This window comes from Paenibacillus sp. FSL F4-0243 (assembly GCF_037963295.1).
Classification (GTDB): Bacteria; Bacillota; Bacilli; order Paenibacillales; family Paenibacillaceae; genus Paenibacillus_AQ.
The window spans coordinates 5,392,355-5,414,801 of sequence record NZ_CP150151.1 but is presented as its reverse complement, the minus strand read 5'-3'; the positions used below and the strand labels follow the sequence as shown (position 1 = coordinate 5,414,801).

The 22,447-nt window shown below is 44.1% G+C and carries 18 protein-coding genes; 17 read left to right on the top strand and 1 reads right to left on the bottom strand.

Annotated features, from left to right (window positions below; all coding sequences use genetic code 11):
- Positions 1-56 precede the first annotated feature (56 nt).
- The 6 genes from hemW (at position 57) to dnaJ (ending at position 6,935) form a co-directional block, all read left to right on the top strand.
- Complete coding sequence (hemW, locus tag NSS87_RS24120; RefSeq protein ID WP_042191005.1) at positions 57-1,229, top strand: radical SAM family heme chaperone HemW; 1,173 nt, start codon at positions 57-59, stop codon at positions 1,227-1,229.
- Between the two features lie 93 nt (positions 1,230-1,322).
- On the top strand, positions 1,323-1,814 hold the full coding sequence (locus tag NSS87_RS24115) for an N-acetyltransferase (RefSeq protein ID WP_042194380.1): 492 nt from the start codon (positions 1,323-1,325) through the stop codon (positions 1,812-1,814).
- Between the two features lie 104 nt (positions 1,815-1,918).
- On the top strand, positions 1,919-2,950 hold the full coding sequence (gene hrcA, locus NSS87_RS24110) for a heat-inducible transcriptional repressor HrcA (RefSeq protein ID WP_042191003.1): 1,032 nt from the start codon (positions 1,919-1,921) through the stop codon (positions 2,948-2,950).
- A 62-nt stretch (positions 2,951-3,012) separates the two neighbouring features.
- Positions 3,013-3,594, top strand: coding sequence for a nucleotide exchange factor GrpE (grpE, locus tag NSS87_RS24105; protein ID WP_339243228.1), 582 nt, complete (start codon positions 3,013-3,015; stop codon positions 3,592-3,594).
- Between the two features lie 114 nt (positions 3,595-3,708).
- Positions 3,709-5,556: a molecular chaperone DnaK gene (gene dnaK, locus NSS87_RS24100; RefSeq protein WP_042190999.1), complete on the top strand. Its 1,848-nt coding sequence runs from the start codon at positions 3,709-3,711 to the stop codon at positions 5,554-5,556.
- A 257-nt stretch (positions 5,557-5,813) separates the two neighbouring features.
- Entirely contained in the window at positions 5,814-6,935 is a 1,122-nt protein-coding gene (gene dnaJ, locus NSS87_RS24095) for a molecular chaperone DnaJ (RefSeq protein WP_042130386.1), read from the top strand.
- Positions 6,936-7,251: 316 nt separating this feature from the next.
- On the opposite strand, the gene NSS87_RS24090 is transcribed toward dnaJ, so the two are convergent.
- A complete protein-coding gene (locus NSS87_RS24090; protein ID WP_339243224.1) occupies positions 7,252-11,727 on the bottom strand; it encodes a S8 family serine peptidase in 4,476 nt (1,491 codons plus the stop codon).
- Between the two features lie 284 nt (positions 11,728-12,011).
- On the opposite strand from NSS87_RS24090, the gene NSS87_RS24085 reads away from it, so the two are divergent.
- The 11 genes from NSS87_RS24085 (at position 12,012) to mtaB (ending at position 21,916) form a co-directional block, all read left to right on the top strand.
- Positions 12,012-12,371, top strand: coding sequence for a hypothetical protein (locus NSS87_RS24085; protein ID WP_042190997.1), 360 nt, complete (start codon positions 12,012-12,014; stop codon positions 12,369-12,371).
- Between the two features lie 39 nt (positions 12,372-12,410).
- Positions 12,411-12,590 (top strand): YfhD family protein, encoded by a 180-nt coding sequence (locus NSS87_RS24080; RefSeq protein WP_042130382.1) that lies wholly within the window; start codon positions 12,411-12,413, stop codon positions 12,588-12,590.
- Between the two features lie 93 nt (positions 12,591-12,683).
- On the top strand, positions 12,684-13,058 hold the full coding sequence (locus tag NSS87_RS24075; RefSeq protein ID WP_339243221.1) for a hypothetical protein: 375 nt from the start codon (positions 12,684-12,686) through the stop codon (positions 13,056-13,058).
- 522 nt (positions 13,059-13,580) lie between these two features.
- On the top strand, positions 13,581-14,492 hold the full coding sequence (locus tag NSS87_RS24070) for a methyl-accepting chemotaxis protein (RefSeq protein WP_339243219.1): 912 nt from the start codon (positions 13,581-13,583) through the stop codon (positions 14,490-14,492).
- 197 nt (positions 14,493-14,689) lie between these two features.
- Positions 14,690-15,250, top strand: coding sequence for an RNA polymerase sigma factor (locus tag NSS87_RS24065; protein ID WP_339243218.1), 561 nt, complete (start codon positions 14,690-14,692; stop codon positions 15,248-15,250).
- Entirely contained in the window at positions 15,210-16,877 is a 1,668-nt protein-coding gene (locus NSS87_RS24060) for a DUF4179 domain-containing protein (RefSeq protein ID WP_339243216.1), read from the top strand. Before NSS87_RS24065 ends, NSS87_RS24060 begins: the two co-directional genes overlap by 41 nt.
- 138 nt (positions 16,878-17,015) lie before the next feature.
- Complete coding sequence (locus tag NSS87_RS24055) at positions 17,016-17,594, top strand: DNA-3-methyladenine glycosylase I (RefSeq protein ID WP_042190988.1); 579 nt, start codon at positions 17,016-17,018, stop codon at positions 17,592-17,594.
- Between the two features lie 190 nt (positions 17,595-17,784).
- Positions 17,785-18,840, top strand: coding sequence for a 50S ribosomal protein L11 methyltransferase (prmA, locus tag NSS87_RS24050; protein WP_076299675.1), 1,056 nt, complete (start codon positions 17,785-17,787; stop codon positions 18,838-18,840).
- A 2-nt stretch (positions 18,841-18,842) separates the two neighbouring features.
- On the top strand, positions 18,843-19,526 hold the full coding sequence (locus NSS87_RS24045) for a site-2 protease family protein (RefSeq protein WP_042190984.1): 684 nt from the start codon (positions 18,843-18,845) through the stop codon (positions 19,524-19,526).
- A 278-nt stretch (positions 19,527-19,804) separates the two neighbouring features.
- On the top strand, positions 19,805-20,569 hold the full coding sequence (locus NSS87_RS24040) for an RsmE family RNA methyltransferase (RefSeq protein WP_076284799.1): 765 nt from the start codon (positions 19,805-19,807) through the stop codon (positions 20,567-20,569).
- Positions 20,570-20,572: 3 nt separating this feature from the next.
- Positions 20,573-21,916, top strand: a complete 1,344-nt coding sequence (gene mtaB / locus NSS87_RS24035) for a tRNA (N(6)-L-threonylcarbamoyladenosine(37)-C(2))-methylthiotransferase MtaB (protein ID WP_339243213.1) — start codon at positions 20,573-20,575, stop codon at positions 21,914-21,916.
- Positions 21,917-22,447: the final 531 nt, after the last annotated feature.

Here is a 22,447-nt window from a genome sequence, read left to right as displayed (position 1 = left end):
TCTTGTTTTTTAGATTACACTAGTCAAACGATATTTTTATATAAAGGAGACAGCTAATGACCACGAATACTAATGGCCGTCCCCCTGAGGCCGTATACATTCATATTCCTTTTTGTACCAATAAGTGCTTTTATTGTGATTTTAATTCCTACGTTCTCAAGGATCAGCCGGTTATGGATTATCTCCAAGCCTTGGATCGAGAAATGGAGCTGACCGTCAAGAACACTCCACCGGGTGTTATCAAAACGATCTTTGTCGGCGGTGGTACCCCAACAGTACTGAAGCCGGATGAGATGGCTTATTTTCTAAAATCAGTTCGGACACATTTCCCAAACTGGGATAAAGATATCGAGTTCTCTATGGAAGCAAATCCGGGAACTACGGATATAGATAAGTTGGCGGTTATGAAAGAAGGCGGTGTGAATCGGGTGAGCTTTGGTGTTCAGGCGTTTCAGAACGAACTCCTTACGGGTATTGGCCGGATTCATAATGTTGACGATGTATACCGCAGCTTGGAGAATGCTCGTGCAGTTGGTCTTAACAACCTGTCGGTTGACCTTATGTTTGGTTTGCCGAACCAAACTGTAGAGATGCTGGGCGAAAGTATTCGTAAGGCCTTGGAGCTTGATTTACCCCACTATTCTATTTACAGCTTGAAGGTGGAGGAGAACACTCTTTTTCACACCTTATTTAATAAGAACAAACTTCCTCTTCCTAATGAAGAAGATGAACTGCAAATGTACCTCTTGTTGATGTCATCTATGAAGGAAGCGGGTTATAACCAATACGAAATCAGTAACTTCGCAAAACCAGGTATGGAGAGTCGTCACAATATCACTTACTGGCGTAATGAAGATTATTATGGTCTCGGAGCAGGTGCACATGGATATGTGGGGCGCCAGCGTCATATTAATGTTAAGGGTGTAAATCCTTATGTTGAAGCTACACGTAAAGGGTTGCCTCGATTAGACGCATACCCAATTACTGAAGCAGAAGCGATGGAGGACTTTATGATGGTTGGCTTACGTATGCATGAAGGCGTCTCTAATGAGGCTTTTCAAGCGCAATTTGGGCGTTCGATAGAGGATGTATTTGCGAAATCCTTGCATAAGATGCTGCATGCGGGTCTACTTGAGCACGAAGAGGGGACTTATCGACTCAGCAAGCAAGGGATCCTTTTCGGGAACGATGTTTTCGCGGAATTTGTAGGCGCACTGACAGAAGTTTAATTTTAAAATACCCCTTGAATTGTAATTCACTCTGTTGTATATTTATTCATATTATCAACAGAGGGGTGAATTAAAGTGCTTGCCAAGACGGAAATGATCCGCCATTCGTCTCCAGCAGGAGACGCACAGGTGATTTGCAGAAATGCTGTGATAGAAGATGTTGAACCGTTGTATCTGATGATAGAAGAATACGCACAGCGCGGGATCATGTTGCCCCGTTCCAGGCAGGCGCTGACACGCCAGATCGATCAATTCGTTGTTGCAGAAATTGGCGGCAGATTCGTTGGCTGTGGGTCACTCTTCAGACTCGGGAATGATCTTGTAGAGATTCGCTCGATCGGTCTGAATGACGAAGGTAAGGGCAAAGGTGTAGGCTCAATGATTTTAGAGAAGTTGGTTGAGGAAGCCAGAAACCAGAAAATCCCTAAGGTCATGGCACTAACCTACGCCGTAGATTTCTTTCTTAGAAACGGATTCGAAGTTGTTGAGAAAGAGATTTTTCCCGAAAAGGTATGGACAGATTGCGTGAATTGTAAAAAGCAGCATGCCTGCGATGAAATAGCAGTACTTAAGATGCTGAACTGACTTGACAATGTCAATGTCAGTTTGGTATTTTTGTATTAGTGGTTAGCACTCATCTGAGTCGAGTGCTAACGAATCGGAGCCAACAGCCGATAGGAGGGGATAACATGTTAACTGATCGCCAGAGAATGATACTAAATGCAATTGTAGATGATTATATTTCATCGGCAGAACCAGTAGGATCTCGCAGCATTTCTAAACGGGGTGATGTAGGGTACAGCCCTGCAACTATTCGAAATGAAATGGCTGACCTAGAGGATTTGGGTTATCTCGAGCAGCCTCATACATCGGCGGGGAGAATACCTTCCCATAAAGGATACCGATATTATGTGGATCATTTGGTACCGTGGAATTCCGCCGAAACGGCAGAGATGGGCACGATCCGCGCTTTTTTTGCCGAGAAGCTGAATGCGATGGAGCAGGTAATCCAACATGCGGCGATGATTCTTTCCAATATGACGAATTACACTTCCATCCTTCTGGGACCGGAGGTTTTTCATACATCATTGCGTCATTTTCAGTTGTTACCACTAGATGATAAAACCGCTGTAGCGATTATTGTTACAAGTACGGGTCAAGTTGAGAACCGTACGGTGAACATTCCACCGGAGATATCCGTTTCCGAGATGGAGAAAGTGGTTAACCTACTGAATAGTAAGCTGGTCAATGTACCACTCTATAAGCTGAAGACTCGGCTGTATTCCGAGCTTGGCGAGGAAATGCAGCGTCACATCTCACATTATGAAGAATTAATGCAAGTGCTAGACATTGCGCTGGAAAGTGATCAAGAGCAGCGTATCTATCTTAGTGGAGCGACGAATATGCTTACACAGCCTGAGTTCAAGGATGTTGACAAGGTGAAAAGCATTCTTGATCTGCTGGAAGAGACGCCTACATTGCTCAAAATGCTGGCCCCTACAACTGGCGGCACTGGTATCCAGGTCCGAATAGGGACGGAGAACAATCATGAAGCGTTCGCTAACTGCAGTCTGATCACCGCCACTTATTCTCTTGATGGGCAGGCACTGGGGAGCATTGGTATCCTTGGTCCGACACGAATGGAATATGCAAGAGTGATGGGGATCTTGGGCATTTTATCCCGAGATTTGACAGCGATGCTGGCACACTGGTATAAGTGAACAGAGTCAACATTGATTACGTGAATGATTTTAATGAATGATTTTAAGGAGGTGAAGACAACTTGAAAAAGGAACAAGTTCAAGATGCTAATGAATTCAAAGATGATTTGATAAATGAGGAACCTGAAGCTGATGTAGTTTCGGAAACCGACTCATTTACGGCAGAAGAAATTAGTGAAGGTGCTTCAGACACAGGTTCGGAGGTAAAACGTCTGCAGGATCTCGCTGATGAATATCAAGGACGTGCGTTGCGTGCGCAGGCTGATTTCGATAATTTCCGTCGTCGTACTCAGAAGGAGAAAGAAGAGTTGGCTCAATATGCCACCTCCAAGCTCGTGACTGAATTGCTTTCAGTACTGGACAATTTTGAGCGTGCTTTAGTGACTACTCCTAGCAGCCCAGAATCCGAAGCTTTCGTGAAGGGTGTTAATATGATTTTCCGTCAGCTAGATGGGGTATTGAAGTCCGAGGGACTTACGGCTATGGAAACAGTAGGACAGCCTTTTAATCCTGAATACCATCAGGCTATTATGCAGGTGGAGAGCGAGGAGTACGAAGAGGGTATCGTAACGGAAGAGGTCCAAAAGGGATACCTCCTGAAAGATAAAGTCCTTCGTCCTGCTATGGTCAAAGTCAGCATGTAATCTGTATATATAGGACGGGCAGTATCTGTCCACCATGTACCAATCGAATTTTTTAAATATTTTATTATTTTAATGAGCGAATGCTCCATATACCTTTAGAGGAGGCAAATTATTGTGAGTAAAGTTATCGGTATTGACTTAGGAACCACGAACTCTTGCGTTGCCGTAATGGAAGGCGGCGAAGCCGTTGTAATTCCAAACCCAGAGGGCGCACGTACAACCCCTTCGGTGGTAGGTTTTAAGAAAGACGGCGAGCGTATCGTCGGTGAAACAGCTAAACGCCAAGCAATTACTAACCCTGATCGTACGATCAGCTCTGTTAAACGTCACATGGGTACTAACCATAAAGAAAGCATCGATGGTAAAGACTACTCCCCACAAGAAATTTCAGCAATGATTCTTCAAAAGCTGAAATCCGATGCAGAAGCATATCTTGGCCAAACTGTTACTCAAGCAGTTATCACAGTTCCTGCTTATTTCAATGACAGCCAACGTCAAGCTACTAAAGATGCAGGTAAAATTGCAGGCTTGGAAGTTTTGCGTATTGTGAATGAGCCAACAGCTGCAGCTTTGGCATATGGTCTGGAGAAATCCGAAGATCAAACTATCCTTGTCTATGACCTTGGTGGCGGTACGTTCGACGTATCTATCCTTGAACTGGGCGATGGATTCTTTGAAGTAAAAGCTACAAGCGGCGACAACAAACTTGGTGGCGATGACTTTGACCAAGTGGTTATGGATCATCTGGTATCCGAATTTAAGAAAGAGCAAGGCATTGATCTGAGCAAAGATAAATCTGCTGTACAACGTTTGAAAGATGCAGCTGAAAAAGCGAAGAAAGAATTGTCGGGCGTACTGACAACCACTATTTCTCTTCCGTTCATCACTGTAGTTGACGGAGTACCTCAGCATTTGGAGATCAACTTGACTCGTGCGAAGTTTGATGAGCTTACTGCTGGTCTAGTAGAACGTACTTTGGGACCAACTCGTCAAGCATTGTCTGATGCTGGTATGACGCCTGCAGACCTTACCAGAATCGTTCTGGTTGGTGGTTCTACACGTATTCCTGCTGTACAAGATGCAATTAAGAAGCTTACAGGTAAAGATCCACACAAAGGTGTGAATCCGGATGAAGTTGTAGCTCTTGGTGCTGCTGTTCAAGCGGGTGTATTGACTGGTGATGTTAAGGACGTTGTATTGCTCGACGTAACTCCGCTTTCCCTCGGTATCGAAACTGCAGGTGGCGTGTTCACGAAGATGATCGAGCGTAACACTACAATTCCTACAAGTAAATCCCAAGTATTCTCGACCTTTGCTGACAACCAACCTAGCGTTGAGATTCACGTGCTACAAGGTGAGCGCCAAATGGCGAATGGCAACAAAACATTGGGACGCTTCATGCTGAACGAGATTCCACCAGCACCACGTGGCGTACCACAAATCGAAGTTTCTTTCGATATTGATGCCAACGGTATCGTGAATGTGTCTGCAACTGATAAAGGCACTAACAAGAGCCAAAAGATCACTATCACTTCTTCCAGCGGTCTGAGCGACGCAGAAGTAGAACAAATGATGAAGGATGCCGAGCTTCACGCTGAGGAAGACCGTAAGCGTAAAGAATTGGTAGAAGCGAAGAACAGCGCTGACCAACTCGTGTATTCCACTGAGAAAGTGATCAAAGATCTTGGTGATAAAGCTGATGCTTCCGAAGTTGAAAAAGCAAACGAAGCTAAAGATAAAGTGAAAGCAGCACTTGAAACTGACAATCTTGAAGAAATCAATGCAGCTACAGAAGCGTTGACTGAGATTGTACAACAGTTGTCCATGAAGCTGTACGAACAAGCTGCTCAAGCAGAGCAAGGTGCTGAAGGTGGCGCTGGAGCTGCTGAAGGCGCTCCTAAGAAAGACAATGTAGTTGACGCTGATTACGAGGTTGTTGACGAAGATAAGAATCAAGGGTAACCTTAAACGATAAGTGTATAGGGCGTAACTGATAAATTCTTATATAGTTAAGAAGGGAAGGTCAAAACCGGGTCATCCCGTGTTTTGACTTTCCTTTTGTAATATCAGTTTGCACACTCTTCGCGAATGCGCCTTCTGATATTGTAAGAATAAACATCTGCTGGAACTGGATGGTCAGATCCTGGGGTTTTATCGTATAATGGTTTCTTTGGCAGGTAATTAGGAATTTGAGTATGTAATGTACGGAGGTGAAAGCAGTGGCAGATAAACGCGATTATTATGAAGTGCTTGGCCTCAGTAGAGATGCTTCAGACGACGAGGTGAAGAAAGCGTACCGGAAATTGGCGCGCCAATATCACCCAGACGTGAATAAAGCAGATGACGCTGAAGCTAAGTTTAAAGAAGTAAAAGAAGCTTACGATGTTCTTAGCGACGGACAACAGCGAGCTAGATATGACCAGTATGGCCATATTGATCCTAACCAAGGTATGGGCGGCTTCGGAGGCGGCGGTGGCGACTTCGGAGGATTAGGCGATATCTTTGATATGTTCTTTGGCGGCGGCGGACGTCGTGATCCTAACGCACCACAGCGTGGTGGGGATTTGCAGTATACGATGACCATTGAATTCAAGGAAGCGGTATTCGGTAAAGAAACTGATATCACTATTCCACGTACGGAAACTTGCGATACCTGCTACGGCTCCGGGGCTAAACCGGGTACTAAACCAGAGACTTGTTCCACTTGTCATGGTAGTGGGCAACAGGAATTCGTACAGAATACACCACTTGGACAGATGCGTAATCGTCGTCCATGTTCACATTGCAGTGGTACAGGTAAGATTATTAAGGAAAAATGTACGACTTGTAGCGGACAGGGTAAAGTTAAGAAGCAGCGTAAGATTCATGTACGCATCCCTGCCGGTGTCGATGACGGTGCGCAGCTGCGCATGACTGGCGAAGGCGAGGGCGGCTTACGCGGTGGTCCTGCTGGAGACTTGTATATTGTCATCCGTGTCAAATCGCATGATTTCTTCGTACGTGAGAACGATGATATTATGTGCGAGGTTCCGCTTACATTTGCACAGGCTGCACTTGGCGATGAGATTGAGATTCCTACCTTAACGGAAAAAGTGAAGCTGAAGATTCCTGCGGGAACGCAGACCGGTACTTTCTTCCGCCTTAAAGGTAAAGGTGTTCCACGTCTACGTGGATCTGGCCAAGGTGACCAGCATGTTAGAGTCATTGTTGTGACACCTAGCAAGCTGAATGATGAGCAAAAAGATTTGTTGCGACAGTTCGCCTCTCTAAATGGAGAAAACACACATGAGCATGAGCAATCTTTCTTTGATCGTGTGAAGCGTGCGTTCCGCGGGGACTGATATTTCTAACTTCATTAATTGAGTAAATAAATAATACAGCAGAGCAGCGATCCTCCCGTTATTTGGGGATCGCTGCTCTGCTTTTTTGATTAAGGCAGTTTGCTCATGTCGACTGTTAGTAGGGACAAGCTAGCCAATCTCATGCGGTGCTTTTCAAGCCAATAGCGACTATGGGGTCCGTTAGCATGCCAAAAATCGCATAATCCAGCGTTTAAGGTCATCTGAGTCCGATGACTGACTCGGAAACGCAAATGTGACCTATAGACGAAAAAGCCCCAGCAGTCATTGGCTGCTGGGGCTTTCTTTTAAAGTGCAACTAGATGTTGTTCGAAGAACGTAGGTCCTCTAGCACACGGCTCAGAATTGTTGCTGCTTGTGCACGAGTCAATGTACCTTGTGGATTGAAGCTGTCCGCAGTAACACCTTTGAGATAACCTTTGGTTACAGCATAGGCTACAGCGTTGCGTGCCTCCGCAGCGATGTTATCGGCATCCTTAAAGCTTAAAGGTGTCTTGGCTACTGTAAGATCAGCACCAAGAGCCTTAGCGATGATAAGAGCTGCTTCCTCGCGAGTCAGCACATCACGAGATCCACTTTCTTTGATGCGAGTACTCCAAGTGTCACCTTTTCCAAGTAGACGGTCGAAGAGCGTTAGAAGCTCTGCCTGATTTAAAGTGTCAGCAGGCTTAAAGCTGCCATCGGCTCCTTTGCCGGCAATGATACCATGTGAAGCAAGGATTTCGATATCGGTTTGAGCCCAGTGTGTGCCAATATCTTTAAAGCTTATTTTTCGGGATGCTGCACTGTAAGAACCGTCACCAGTAACGTTAAACTGTAGAATCCCTTCTTTAGAGATAGAACCAGGTAGTAGATAGGACCATTTATGATCCTTTGATTCTACATAAGCGGCAGTCTTTCGTGCATCATGAAGACTGCTGGCTTTTAGATTAAGCTGAAGGATGATCGGCTTTCCGGTTGTCCAACCATTTTTGATAGTGAGAATGGAAGAACCGATATTTAATGCTGCTGAGCTACCTGCTAAAACTGCTGTGTTGCCCGCATCGGTCAGACTAATCGTAAGGGTTAAGCCGTTGCTGTTGATGAAATCCGGAAGTGTCGCCGCTGGAATAAGTACATTAAACCCATTACCATTTAGGCGGAGCGCATTCTCCGATTTCTTTAACTGCTCGGCTTGGGCCGGGGTAAGAGTAACAACAACTTGGCTATATTTATTGAAGCTTACATCGCTAAGATCAAGTACAGAAGTTTTATCTTTTGCATTCTGGATCGAATTTGCTAATGCAGTGTCTAAGATGTTGAACACCGCTGAAGACTTGCCACCTGCTGGATCTGCAGTCTCTACTAGCTTCCCAGATTTCAATGCAATTCCAGAAGCGGGAGCACTGGTTGCCGTAGGTACATTCGATTCAGGTGTAGGTGTTGGCTTCGGTGTTTCAGGTGTGTTAACAGTTACGCTTACCGTTCTCAAACCAGATGGGATCGTTGATGTTGTAGCATCATTCCAGACCTGTACATCGTATAGCTCTAAGTCGTATTTTCCCGCTTTAGATGGTTTGAAGGTTATTTTGCCTAGTGAGCCAGAGCCGTGATAAGCACCACCTGACAGATTGACGCTATACTGTGTCAGTTTGCGGCCGTCTTCTAGATCATAGGTTTGTGAGAATTCTGTAAGTGGAATACCTGAGAAATTCTCCTCTTGATACGTAGCCAGTTGTACGCTTGGCTGGATTACCGGTGTTTCAAGGGAATCGTCGTAAATGACAGCGAATGAAGCTCCATAGACGCCATAAACCTCATCTGTCACGGAATACCCAAGATCAACGGTTACCGGTTGTCCCACATCAATGGTGGCTGCAGATAGAGACGGAGTTACATTGAAAATACCATCTCCTGTGCTATAAAGCAGTCGCTGAGCATAATCATCGTCGTCCGCGCCATTACCTACTTTATCAACCACATAGATTTTGTACTCATTAAGCCCCTCGTTAACAGGAACGTCAATGGAAAAAGCACCATTACTTGCAATTACTCCACCGAATTTATAAGTATTCCCATCATAATGTTTACCTTCGGCGTACACGGTAAACCAATTTCCAATAGGTTGTGTATTAGAAATATAATAGGCCATTAGGTCATCATCAATAAAACCGCTGATTTGAGCCGCACCAGGATCGGTTGGCGCTTCACGTTCATACTCCTCAAGTGTGATGCCGGAAACTAATGGCTTCTCGGTATCAATTGTGAACTCGGTCTTTTGATTCTCGAGCAGTTGCCCATTAGGAAGCACAGGAGTGATGTAGTAATGACCATCTGCTAAAGTGGACTTGGCGGAGGTCTCCAGGTCTGTTAACGTTCCATCCCAATTTGTAATCTCGTAAACGCCACGATAGACCTTTTCATCGATAGAATAAACTTCACCTAAAACTGTCGCAGGAGCATCTATTGGAGAGGCTACGAAACTTATGCCATCCAGTTCTTCATTGACAGAGAAGGTAAAGGTGGTGTCGTCTGAGCGTCCATCCCCATTAGGAGAGATCTGTGGACTTTCAAAAGAAAGCTGATTAACAGGCTCTAAGTTGAATTTATCGCCGACAAGTGCATTAAAGGGAAGATGAAGAGTTTCAGTATCAGAGGTTAGGAACAGGATCCCTTCATATGCACCCTCTTTTGCGGTGTCAGATACCTTTAGTGTAAATTGTGCATATTGATCTACACCTGAGGTAACGCTGTTTGGTGCAATATTAATACTAATGTCATCAGGCACTTCTGTAAGCCATTTGCTGGATAGAGTATAGGTTGATCCATTCTTATTAAAATCTTCCACATAGACTGATTTCGTTACACTAGCTCCCTTTGAGAGCAAGCCAAAGGATAAGGAACCTGTGTAATAAGGGATTTCTACAGTCCCAGGAAGGCCGCTAATTAAGCTCTCTCCGACTTTAGCGATGGATTTAGCGTTTACCGATTTCTCCAGATTAATTAAACCTGCACCTTGTTGATACAGTGAGTAAGGATTCCCATCACGGTTAAAGATAGGATCAGCATTGTTCATTAGCAGTGCTTTAATTTCATTTGGCTTAAGATCAGAGTTTTCACTCAGTAGCAAAGCTACAGCTCCTACAACATGTGGGGTTGCCATGCTGGTGCCGCTTTTTAAGCCATAAGCGTGTTCGTAATCACCATTCCAGCTAGGAATTGTGGAGTTGATACTGACCCCTGGCGCAACAACATCAGGTTTGATTAGATAATCCGGCATCCCCGGACCCATTGAGCTGAAGTTTGCTAACTGATTGACTTCAAGCCCTATATAGTAACTGATGATATCTTTAGCAGCATCCAATTGAGCTTTTATCTTTTTGCCATCTGCTTGAGTAATTCCGTAGGTAGGAACGTAATTCCCAGGCGCACCAAGGGTGGGAGAGATTTCACCAGTAGTATTATTAGCAATTAGGACAAGTTTGGCTCCAGCTGCTTTGGCATTTAGAGATTTATCTCCGAAACTCAGCACACCTCGATCGACAAGGACTACCTTATCTTTGACGTCCAAATTTGTGTAATCGGAAGTACCTCCAAGACCAGTGTAAACGATCTTACTGCCAGCTATATTATCAACTAAGTCTGGGGAGTAAGTTGCTAAGGTCCCTGGAATTTTTTTAACATCGCCAATATCAAAGAATGGGGTATTCACTGGGGTAGTAGAAGCACCTACACTAAGTGCGAGTTGAGATCCAGCAGGTTCGCCCAATGTTCCTACATCCGGTCCAGCGTTACCGGCGGCAACTACAACATTCACGCCCGACTTTATGGCGTTGTCTATCGCGATTGAACTTGCGGAATAGCTTTGGTTAACATCAGAGCCCAGGGAGAGGTTAATTATATCGGCTCCATCAGCGACCGCTTTCTCAATACCCGCGATTACAACCGCTGTTGGACCGGAACCGTAAGGGCCAAGTACGCGATACGCGTACAAATCTACCTCAGGTGCAACATCCAAAATTGTACCTGCTACATGAGTGCCATGCGAGGTTTCATATGGGCTACCATTTTTTGGAGGGAAGTTGGCATCAGGAGGTGTTTCTGACGGATCATTATCCTGATCATAGGCATCGTAACCGCCCTTATAATTATCCTTTAATAAAGGGTGTTTTTTATCGATGCCGGTATCTACAACCGCTACCTGTACCCCTTCTCCTGTGTAACCTAATGCATGTAGTGTATCCGCACCTATAAGATTGCCACTGTCCGAATAAGAACGTGTAACAGGCAAAGTCGCTACCTCTAGACTGTCTGCTAACGCATGTACTTCATCATTTGGATAAACAGCTGCAACGCCCGGAAGCTCTAACAGCTTGTTTACTTGATTGGCTGGCAGAGTAATGGAATATCCGTTAAAAATCTCACTGTATTCAAAACCGATGTCGGCATCGATTTTCTGCGCTGAGGAAATAAAGCTTTTATGCTCTGAGATAATTTTACTGCGTTGTAAGGAGACTGAGGATCGTAAAGAAGAAGTTTTAGCCTCATTTTCATACACACTGACTGGTTTATTAGTTAATTCCACGATCACGGATACTGGTGCTGAACCTTTGAGCACACCCGCGTAGTTATGAGGGGTCACACTTTGAGACTGTACATTATTAGCTAGGTTAGTTGATGTTTCAAGGGATGAGTTCGCAAATGCAGCGGATGGAAAAAGGACAGAAACAGCCAGTCCGAAGCTCGCCGCCCCAATACCAAATTTTTGAATAGAGTGTTTAAAGGTACGTTTCAAATAAGTTCATCCTCCCAAATGAATTTTTATATTGCAGGGTGTATCTGTAGTTCTCCTCCTCAGCGTAAAATGTAAAAAATTATGAAAATTAAATTTATTCTACAGCTATAACTTCAAATCGAATATACAACTTTAGCACTATATTGCAGGGAAGCGTCGAGGAAAATGTCGAATTCCCAGTAAATAAGTGGAGTATGAGAAAAAAAGGGCATAAAAGAAGTGAAATGAAGACAATATAAAGGAATGCAACAGATATCTGAATTTCAAGCGAGAGCGGGGATAAGATGTCGGAAAGATCTATTTTGGCTTATTTTAAAAGTCCTGAGGAAGCGGAGGGTGTTGCTCGTAAGCTCCGTGCACTTCGGGCCATTGAAATTTCCGTTGATCGCTTCAGTAGATATGGAGGCACGAGCTTTAGCTCAGGGGTAAACCCAGTGACAGGCAATGTTGCCAGAATGGACTCCATGACTGCTGAGCGTGCACACACAGGTATACTAGCTGCTGCTGATACCAGCGCCAGTGGGATGAGTCATGGCGGAGATGGAGGACCGACGGGTAGAGATATTTTACTTACGGTGATCTTGAATTCGGAGTCCCATGATCAAGCATTACGCTTAATTGAAGAAGCAGGCGGGATGATTTGAATAATAATTTTCTTAATAAGAAGGGAGATGATCGATACTATGGATAGAGAGAACTCGCAAATATTCTCAAAGACCGAGAAGATGAAAATGCTGTACGAGGCGAAGGCAGAGGACGTAGAGTTTTCAGCAGCGGAGGCAGATCTGGAGGATATCGAAGCCCAGGCCCGGGCTTTAGAAGCAGACAAACGTCAGCTGCATGAAATTATGAAAAAAGAATAGATGCTAAAAACTAAGGCAGATACCTCACATTGTGGGGTATTTTTGCGTTCTGGTGTGTATAATTAGGAGAATAGCCCAAGCAGGAGGGAGAATATGGACAACGTTATTTTATGGATAGGTTTAGCACTACTTATCGCATTCTTAACTTTTATGAATCAGAAGCAACTGTACTCTTCAAAAGTAAAACAGGCCTACCGTGAGCTGCGGGAGCTAACTGAAAAAGTTCGGCTGGAACGATCTGAGGCAAGCGATTTATACCGTTGGGAAGTAGAATTAGCCGAGATGGAGAAACACCCGAACGAACTTAATAAACTGGATGCTGAGATTGGGCTTCGCCAGGCGTTTGTGATGTTTTTGGAAAGACACAGTCCTCTGGATGTAAGACTTCCAAGTTTAAAGGAGGCTGCATCCTATCAGAAGGATTCGGTATGGGGAATTAAGATCGGAGATTACGGATCCAAGAAATAAGGAAATGTACATATAAGAGGCTATGTTTGCTGGACCGTTTGGTATGTGCATTTTGCAAGAGACAAATTAGTATTAATAGGAACTTGCTTCGAACCCTGGCTGGAATTACAGCTGGGGTTTTTGTGGTTAAAAATAAATACGGAAAAACTCCCTGTATTTTTCTCCAGGCGCCTGAAAATGTGAGCTTTTAGGGAGAATCTCCCTCAAATAACTCTTAAAAATAGAAAAAGGCTTGATTTTATAAGATTATAGGGAGCATTTCCCTAAAAAAGAGATAAATCTTCGATATTCGTGTATTTATAGGGAGGTTTTCCCTAATTATCATCACTTAAAAGTATTTCAGGGATCAATCTATTAGAAATGAGCAATACTCGCTCGCCATTGGCCTTTTTTAACAACGAATTTTAATAAATTTAATAAGAATCATGTATTTCTCTCTGCGCAATAAGAGCGTATAATTGTTCAGATATACTTCATGATGACGCGACGAGTAACTTATAGATATCCAGGAGGAATTATTATATGGGAATGGTACACTCTCAGGGAGTTACCGATGAGCTTGTTGTCCGATCTTTAGAAAAAAATTTAGCGATTATAAGGTTTGATCTTGATCGACGAGTGGCTTATGTGAATGACGTTTTTGCTAGTTCGATGGGGTATAACAAAGAAGAGATGTATGGGATGCATCATAAAGAGTTTTGCTTTCCTCACTTTTTAAATAGCCCGGGCTATGAGCTGTTCTGGCAGGATCTTTTTTCAGGAAAAAGTGTTCAGGATAAGATCGAACGAATGGATGCAAAAGGAAATGCGGTATGGCTGGAAGCTACATATATGCCTGTCTTTGATGAAAATAATGAACAGGTCATTGGCGTATCTAAGATAGCGACTAATATCACGGATCGACAAAATAACATGAGTGTTGTGGTACAGCGGATGCAAGAGATGTCGGACAGCTTAAATCATAGAGCCGAGAAAGGCATTGAACGTAGTCAAGAACTATTGCTGAGTATCGATAAAATAGCCGAAGTATCCATTGAAAATACACAGACTCTAGCTAATCTGGAGACACAAGCGGTATCGATTCAGGGAATTGTACAAACTATTCGTAACATTGCTTCGCAAACGCAACTGTTAGCGCTTAACGCAGCAATTGAAGCGGCACATGCCGGGGAGTTTGGGCGTGGTTTTGACGTGGTTGCAAAAGAAGTTAGGAAGCTATCTTCCATGGTGCAGGATTCGATCATTCAAGTGAAAGATAGTGTGGATGCCATTACGCTGGAAATCAATAAGATCTCCAAAGGAACAAACCAGGTGCAAGAAAATATAGAAGCTAGTCAACAGCAGATTCAAATAGCCTTAGATGATTTCAATAATATTTCTTCCTCAGCCCAGGATTTAGATACACAAGCACGAGAGGTTATGAATATCATTTAATTTCTGTATGCTGTTAGCGTGAATATAAAGGAAAGCCAGTTCTCAGATTTATGGGGAGTGGCTTTTTGTGTTGCGAGTATAATTGCTATCTTTCATCTGTTATTACTAGCATCTATAGTTTATGCTCAGAAAAACGAACCTTTTCCAGAGATTGGTTGTCATATAGATATCACGGATAAGAAAGGAGGGAGAAAGATTTGCAGACTAATCGGGAATTATTCGAAGCCTACAACAAGGATGTATATCGGACCTGCTACTATATGGTGCATGACGCGGCGGATGCGGAGGACTTGACGCAGGATGTGTTCATTACCGTATTTCGCACGAATCGTGAGAACGTGGAGCATATGAAGGCTTGGATTATGAAAATAACAGTCAACCATTGCCTGAATCATTTGAAACGGAAGCGTACTTTACAGCAAAAAGTCTCAGACAATCTATATTTGTTTGAGAAATCTCCTGAAATTCCTGTGGAACAATTGATTGAAATGCGAGAGATGACAATGGAATGGGCAAAATATTTGAGAAAGCTACCTGTCAAACTTCGGATGGTGATTACGCTTAGGTACATGCATGATTTCAGCTTGGCTGAAGTATCGGACCTGCTATCCATCCCGCTCGGGACGACCAAATCAAGGCTGCACAAAGGGCTAAAGGTACTGCGGAGAATCCTGCTGGAGGCTGGGGTTCAAATTGAGGGAAAGGAGGGCGAAGTTTATGAAAAAGTTGGAGAATATGCTGGTGCATCAGTTAAATGAGGATAGAAAAGTGCCCTATCCAGATTTTGAAAACATGTGGGAGAGAATAGAACAGAATACTGAAACCTCTTTTCACACTCAGATGAGCAGTGGTAAGCAGAAACGGGGGAGAAACTGGAGCAAATTAGCCCTTGTTTCATCGTTATCCGTACTTCTAGCAGCGGCGCCGGTTTATGCGGCAGTTCATTATAACTGGGATACAATGCTTCGTGGAAGAGAAGGCATTCAGGCGGCACTGCCGCAAAACCTCGGACAACAGCTGGATCAATCAGTGACAAAGAATGGAGTAACGCTAAAGCTACATACCGCTGTCGTGGATGAGAACCGGACGGTGATTTTATACACCTTAGATGTAGGAGAACGGAAGGATAACGAATATTGGCGTGTGGGTGGGATGACTCTGAAAGGTCCTGAGGGGGAGAATAAGTCTGAAGCATTTAAATATCTGAATTGGGATGAGAAAAGCCAAATTTATTACGGTTATTTCGAAAGTGAATGGACACCAAAACAGGACACAGTGAATGCCCAGGTTGTTATGGATAATATCCAGGCCTTTAGTTTACAAACATTGGATTTACCGATGGATGTCGACTCGACGAAGACACAGAGCTTCCCTATTGGACAGGAAGGGATGCGTAGCATAGAAGTGAAGCCGTTTACCCAAGATCAAGACATGCTGTTGTTATCATCAAAAATTATTTTTGACCAGCCGGACGTGAAAAAGTGGGCATACCCAGAGATATTTGTGTATAAAAATGGAACGCTAATAAATTGGCAAACTGGCTCTACATTTGCTCTACCAGGAGTGAATGGGGAGTATACAGCGAAGCAATATTATAAAGCGGAAGATGTTTCCGGCGGTAAAATGACTTATAAGCTGCAATATATGAAGAAAGAAAAAGATATAGCAGTACCAAAGGTATTTAATATTCAATTAAGCAAAAAGCAGATGGAAAACGGGACAATGAGTACAAGCCTAAATCTGCCGCTCGAGGTAGCTGAAACGGACTTCATGCTGGAGAAGCTGGTTGTGACGCCAACGCAAATTCGAGTCATAGTTAGAAGTAAGGATAAATACTATAGCTTCCCTTATAAAAAGTACGCTCTTGAAATAGCAGGTAAGACTATTGAGAGTAGATCAAAGATATCTCCAGATGAGCCAGCGCTGACAGAGCTTCTATTCGAGCGACCATTTGATCTTGAAATTACAAAGGGGACTCCGATTACCTTTGTAGCTAAATATAAGGTGACTCAGCATGGTAGTTACAACATGAATAATGATGATAAAATACCCCTTCTCTTAACAAACATCTCTCAAAAGAAACAGACGATAATCCAGCAGCTCAGCGGATATCCCGTGAAGTGGACCTATTATATGCAGGGAGCCGATCTTTATGTCGAAACTGGAAGCGAAGATGCTCGTTTTGGTGGAATTAACAACACCCATATTGGGCTGGATAGAGAGCGCCTCCTAGGTAAAACGGTTATTCCTACTTTCACAGGAGATGGGAGCAACAAGACTATAGAGGTATATAAGAATTTTAAAGGTACAGAAGCTACTATTTATAATTACTTCTACACCACGGATGATCCGGAAAAAGAGACGAGAGTACAGATCCGGCCTTAAGATGTAGGCAATACGTAAGCGTATAGGAAATAGAATAACTTTTTTAGGGGATGAACCTTGTGTTCTTCCCTTTTTTTCGTTTACAGTGAGTAGACGTTGTAAAGGTTTAGCTATGAATAATTAAAGGGGGAGGAAATGATGGAAGTCACTCGCTGTGCTTGGGTCAATGATGATCCTCTATATATTGCCTATCATGATGAAGAGTGGGGAAAGCCTCTGTACGGTGACCAAAAGCTGTTTGAATTGCTTATGCTGGAAGGGATGCAGGCAGGGCTGAGCTGGTACACGGTACTAAAAAAACGGGCGCGTTTCAGAGAGGTATTTGACGGATTTGATCCGAATAAGATTGTCCATTATGATGAAGCCAAAATGGCAGAGCTAATGAGTGATCCAGGGATTATTAGAAATCGATTGAAAATTGATGCTATCATTCGTAATGCGGGTGTGTATTTGCAAATTTGCGAGGAATATGGCAGCTTTGCAGAGTATCTCTGGAGCTTTGTCGGAGGTGTGCCAACTATTAATCATTGGAAGACTCGTGCAGATGTACCTGCTTCGACGGCTCAGTCTGATGAGATGAGTAAGGCATTAAAGAAGAAAGGCATGAAGTTTGTGGGTACTACAATATGCTATGCTTTTATGCAGGCATCGGGGATGGTGGATGATCATTCGCTCAACTGCTTTTGTAGGCGTAAAGAGGACGTCGCAGGTCGTTGAGCTGTAGTTTGGCGTTACACCAATAAGAAATGTTATACTATGAAGCGAATGCTTTCGAAGCGAGTTTTGCACGAAGTAAACCAATGAAGCAAATGCTCACAAAACTAAGCCTATGCTTTCGAAGCGAGTTTTGCACGAAGTAAACCAATGAAGCAAATGCTCACAAAACTTTTAGGAGGATTACATAAAGATGTTATGGCATGAAGTGACGATACATACAACAGAAGAAGCACAGGAAATGATTTCGAATTTTTTATATGAAGCTGGTGCGGGTGGGGTTTCTATCGAGGAATCCGGCACACTGAATAAAGAACGGGATACACGTTACGGTGAATTGTACGACCAACCTTTGAATGATATTCCTGAAGGGGAAGCGGTCATAAAAGGGTATTATGCCGATTCCACAGATATGGATGCTGTTATAGAAGAATTGACTCCACGGGTAGCCGAATTGCATGAGTACGGGATTGATCCAGGCAAAGCGTTGATTTCTTGGAAGACTGTGGATGAAGACGAATGGGCGCATGCTTGGAAGCAATATTTCAAACCGCTACGCGTATCCAAACGTCTTACCATTAAACCAACCTGGGAGGAATATACGCCTGAGAGTCCAGATGAAGCCATCATTGAGATCGACCCTGGCATGGCATTTGGTACTGGGACTCACCCTACAACAGCTTTGTGCCTCCGTGCACTTGAAAAGAATATTAGCGGCGGTGAAGAAGTTATCGATGTCGGCACCGGTTCAGGAATTCTGGCTGTAGGTGCGATGCTGCTAGGTGCAAAATCCGTGTTGGCCTTAGATTTAGATCCGGTGGCTGTGGAAAGTGCACGGGAGAATGTAGCTCTTAACAAGCTTGAATCATCCATAACGGTAAAAGAGAGCGATCTTCTATCGCTGCTGGGCGGGGAAGGCGTAGCGGATACAGCGGCTGGAGAGATGTGGCCATCCGCTAGACCTGGTCACTCACTAGAAGGAGCCGTTCCTGCTAAGCAAGAGCAGGAAGGCAGCCTTGGCGTGACATTGCCTGTACAAATTGTAGTTGCGAATATTTTGGCGGAAATCATCGTATTGTTTACGGATGATGTGTACCGCGCGCTTCAGCCTGGAGGCCTCTACATTACCTCAGGTATATATAAAGATAAAGAAGGACTTGTAGCGAACGCGCTAAAAGCGTCTGGTTTTGAGATTATTGAAATATCCCGTGAGGAAGATTGGGTGGCGTTTACAGCCGGAAAGAGGTAAAGATGGATATATTACAAAATATAATTCGAGTAGATTTAGATCAGCTTCCTTTCCTGCTCATTACAATTTTAATTGCTTTTACAGTACATGAATTCAGTCATGCATATTTCGCGAATAAGTTCGGTGACCCAACAGCAAGATTACTTGGCCGCATGACGCTTAATCCTGCTGTTCATTTCGATTTCTTTGGTATTTTGCTGCTGCTAGTTGCTGGCTTCGGTTGGGCACGTCCGGTTCCGGTAAACCGCGATAACTTTAGTCGTCCTCGTCTCATGGGAGTCATCGTGTCGGCTGCGGGACCAATCAGTAACCTGCTCTTAGGAATTATTGGTGCTATAATATACGGTGCACTTGCGGCAACTGGAGTTCTAGATAATATCTCGAATGATCGCATGCTCGAGGCTGTATACTTATTCTTTGGTACCTTCATTCAATGGAACTTCTTTCTGTTTCTGTTCAATCTTATTCCGCTGCCGCCACTGGATGGCTATCGGATTGTGGAAGATATCGCCCCACGTTCGATCCGCGGCAAATTACAGCAATTTGAACAATGGGCTGTATTTCTGTTTTTATTGATTCTGTTTATTCCTGGGCTACGGACGTATACGATTGATCCGCTCGCAGGCTGGGCTAGTGAAATGTCGAGAACATTTGTACAGTTGTCTCTAAGAATTTTTGGCAGCTAAGGCAAGGGATGAAGTCTGTTCAACCTTTGTCAAACATTGTATTATGTAATTTGATCAAAATTTGATCGTTAATTTTCGTCTGACCAAACCTTATATTTCTTGAAGAAACGGGTGACGTTCTTATAAGGGCGACTAAGCCGTTTCTTCAAATATATGAAAGTATAAGTATCACTCTATACTTTATGACTTATATTTTTCGATTAAACGCTTAGCGTCCTTATAAGGACGCTGAAGGCGTTTATATTTGTTACTGAATTTATGAACAGGATGATGATGAGATGCAGCGATATTTCGTTACACCGGAGCAGTTTGGTGCGGATACCGTGAGAATTGATGGGGAAGACGCCCGTCATATCGCTAAAGTGATGCGTGGTAAGGCAGGGGACAAGCTTATTGTTAGCGATGGTGTTTCCCGTGAGGCATTAGTAGAGATTGCGCAGATTGAAATTGGGGAAGTCACTGTGAACATTTTGGAGTCCCTGGAGATGACGCATGAACCTCGAATTAAAATTACAGTCGCACAGAGCTTACCTAAAGCCGATAAGATGGAAACTGTCATTCAGAAGTGTACAGAGATTGGTGCTGTAGGCTTTGTTCCTTTTCTGTCAGAACGCACAATAGTGCAATACGACGAGCGTAAAGAAAGCAAACGACTGGATCGCTGGCGTAAAATTTGTAAGGAAGCTGCCGAACAGGCTCATCGGAACATCGTTCCGTCTGTAGGGTCACCGTTGTCCTGGAAGCAGCTTTTGCAGACTTTTAGTGAGTATGATGCTGTTTATTTCTGTTATGAAAAAGAGGAAGGCTTACAGCTTCGAAGCAGCGTCGCTCCATGGTTAGCATCGCTTTCGCCGCAGTCTGGCGGGAAAGTTATGGTTGTGGTAGGTCCTGAAGGAGGTTTTACTCCGGAGGAATGCCTCAAGGCAGAAGAAGCCGGGGCAGTAACCGTAGGACTAGGACGGCGAATTCTGCGCTGTGAGACAGCGGGCATGGTTGCCGCTGCTTGTATATTATATGAATCTGGAGAAATGGGAGGAGCTTAAGAGATGCCATCCGTAGCGTTTTATACTTTAGGTTGTAAAGTGAATTTCTATGATACCGAAGCCATTTGGCAGCTATTTAAAAATGAAGGTTACGAGCAGGTTGATTTCGAGGGTCCCGCCGATGTATATCTGATTAATACTTGTACAGTAACTAACACAGGTGACAAAAAAAGCCGTCAAATGATCCGACGCGCCGTGCGCCGTAATCCAGAGGCCATCGTAGCCGTAACAGGCTGCTATGCACAGACCTCTCCTGGGGAGATTCTAGATATTCCTGGAGTTGACCTTGTCATCGGTAACCAGGACCGCGATCAGATCATGACACATGTGAAGAATATTGAAGCCTCACGTCAGCCGGTCAATGCTGTGCGTAATATTATGAAGACACGTGAGTTCGAAGAGATGGATGTGCCAGGCTTTGCGGATCGGACGCGTGCTTTTATGAAGATTCAGGATGGTTGTAACAACTTCTGCACCTTCTGCATCATTCCATGGTCGCGTGGACTTTCTCGCAGTCGTGATCCAAAAAGCATCGTAGCTCAAGCGCATCAATTGGTAGAAGCAGGGTATAAGGAGTTTGTACTAACGGGTATTCATACCGGAGGTTACGGTGATGATCTTGATAATTACCGTCTTTCCGATTTACTGTGGGATCTAGATAAGGTAGATGGTCTGGAACGGGTGCGTATCAGTTCTATCGAAGCTAGTCAGATTGATGAGAAGCTGCTTGAGGTGCTGAATCGTTCCTCCAAAATGTGCCGTCATCTGCATATTCCTTTACAAGCCGGTCATAATGATGTGCTGAAAGCGATGCGCCGTAAATATACGACAGAAGAGTATTACGCCAAAATGCAATTGATCCGCCAGGCGATGCCAGATGTCGGGATTACCACTGACGTTATCGTTGGATTCCCGGGTGAGACCGATGAGATGTTCCGTGCCGGATACGATTTCATGAAGGCTGTAAATTACTCGGAGATGCATGTATTCCCGTATTCCAAGCGGACAGGTACTCCTGCAGCGCGGATGGAGAATCAGATCGATGAGGAGATCAAAAATGTACGCGTGCAGGAGCTGATTGATCTATCCGAAGAAATGCAATTAGCATATGCCCGTAAGTTTGTAGGACAGACGCTTAGTGTGATTCCGGAAAGATCCGCTAAAGGAGCTCCGGGCCGCAATATCCAGCATGGATTCAGCGACAACTATTTGCAGGTCTTCTTTGATGGAGAGGATTCACTTCAAGGAGAACTTTGTGAGGTGAAGATCACCGAAGCTGGTGTGAACGAATGCCGAGGCGAATTGGTCGGGGTTAGTCAGAGCGGTCTTAAGCTGGCTGTTCGTTAAGGAATAGACGTTAGTTAAAAGACAGCAAAGGAGCAAATCTCCCGTTAATGGAGAATTGCTCCTTTGTGTGTTTGGCGTTAGCTGAGAAATGCAACCGCATAGCAGAGGAATAGCTGCTACATGGGAGAGGTATAGCTCTCTCCTAATCTTGCGGTTTTCTATGGAGATACCAGCATACTTTCGGACTCCAGGGACAATATTCTTGGAAAAGTGGTACATATATTAGCAGTGATTTTGTAAAGAAGCCCAAAACAACGCCCATATCGCCCAGAAGGCGCGAAACGTGAGAAAGAGGGGTATAAATCCCCCAGATATCGCCCGAAAGGCGCGAAAGGTGAAAAAGAGGGGGAAAAATCCCCCAGATATCGTCCGAAAGGTGTGAAACGTGAGAAAGAGGGGTATAAATCCCCCAGATATCGCCCGAAAGGCGCGAAACGTGAGAAAGAGGGGTATAAATCCCCCGATATCGCTGAGAAGGTGGTGCGGAGCGCCTGAAAGAGAAGCTCTCGCTTACAATCACTATAAATGACT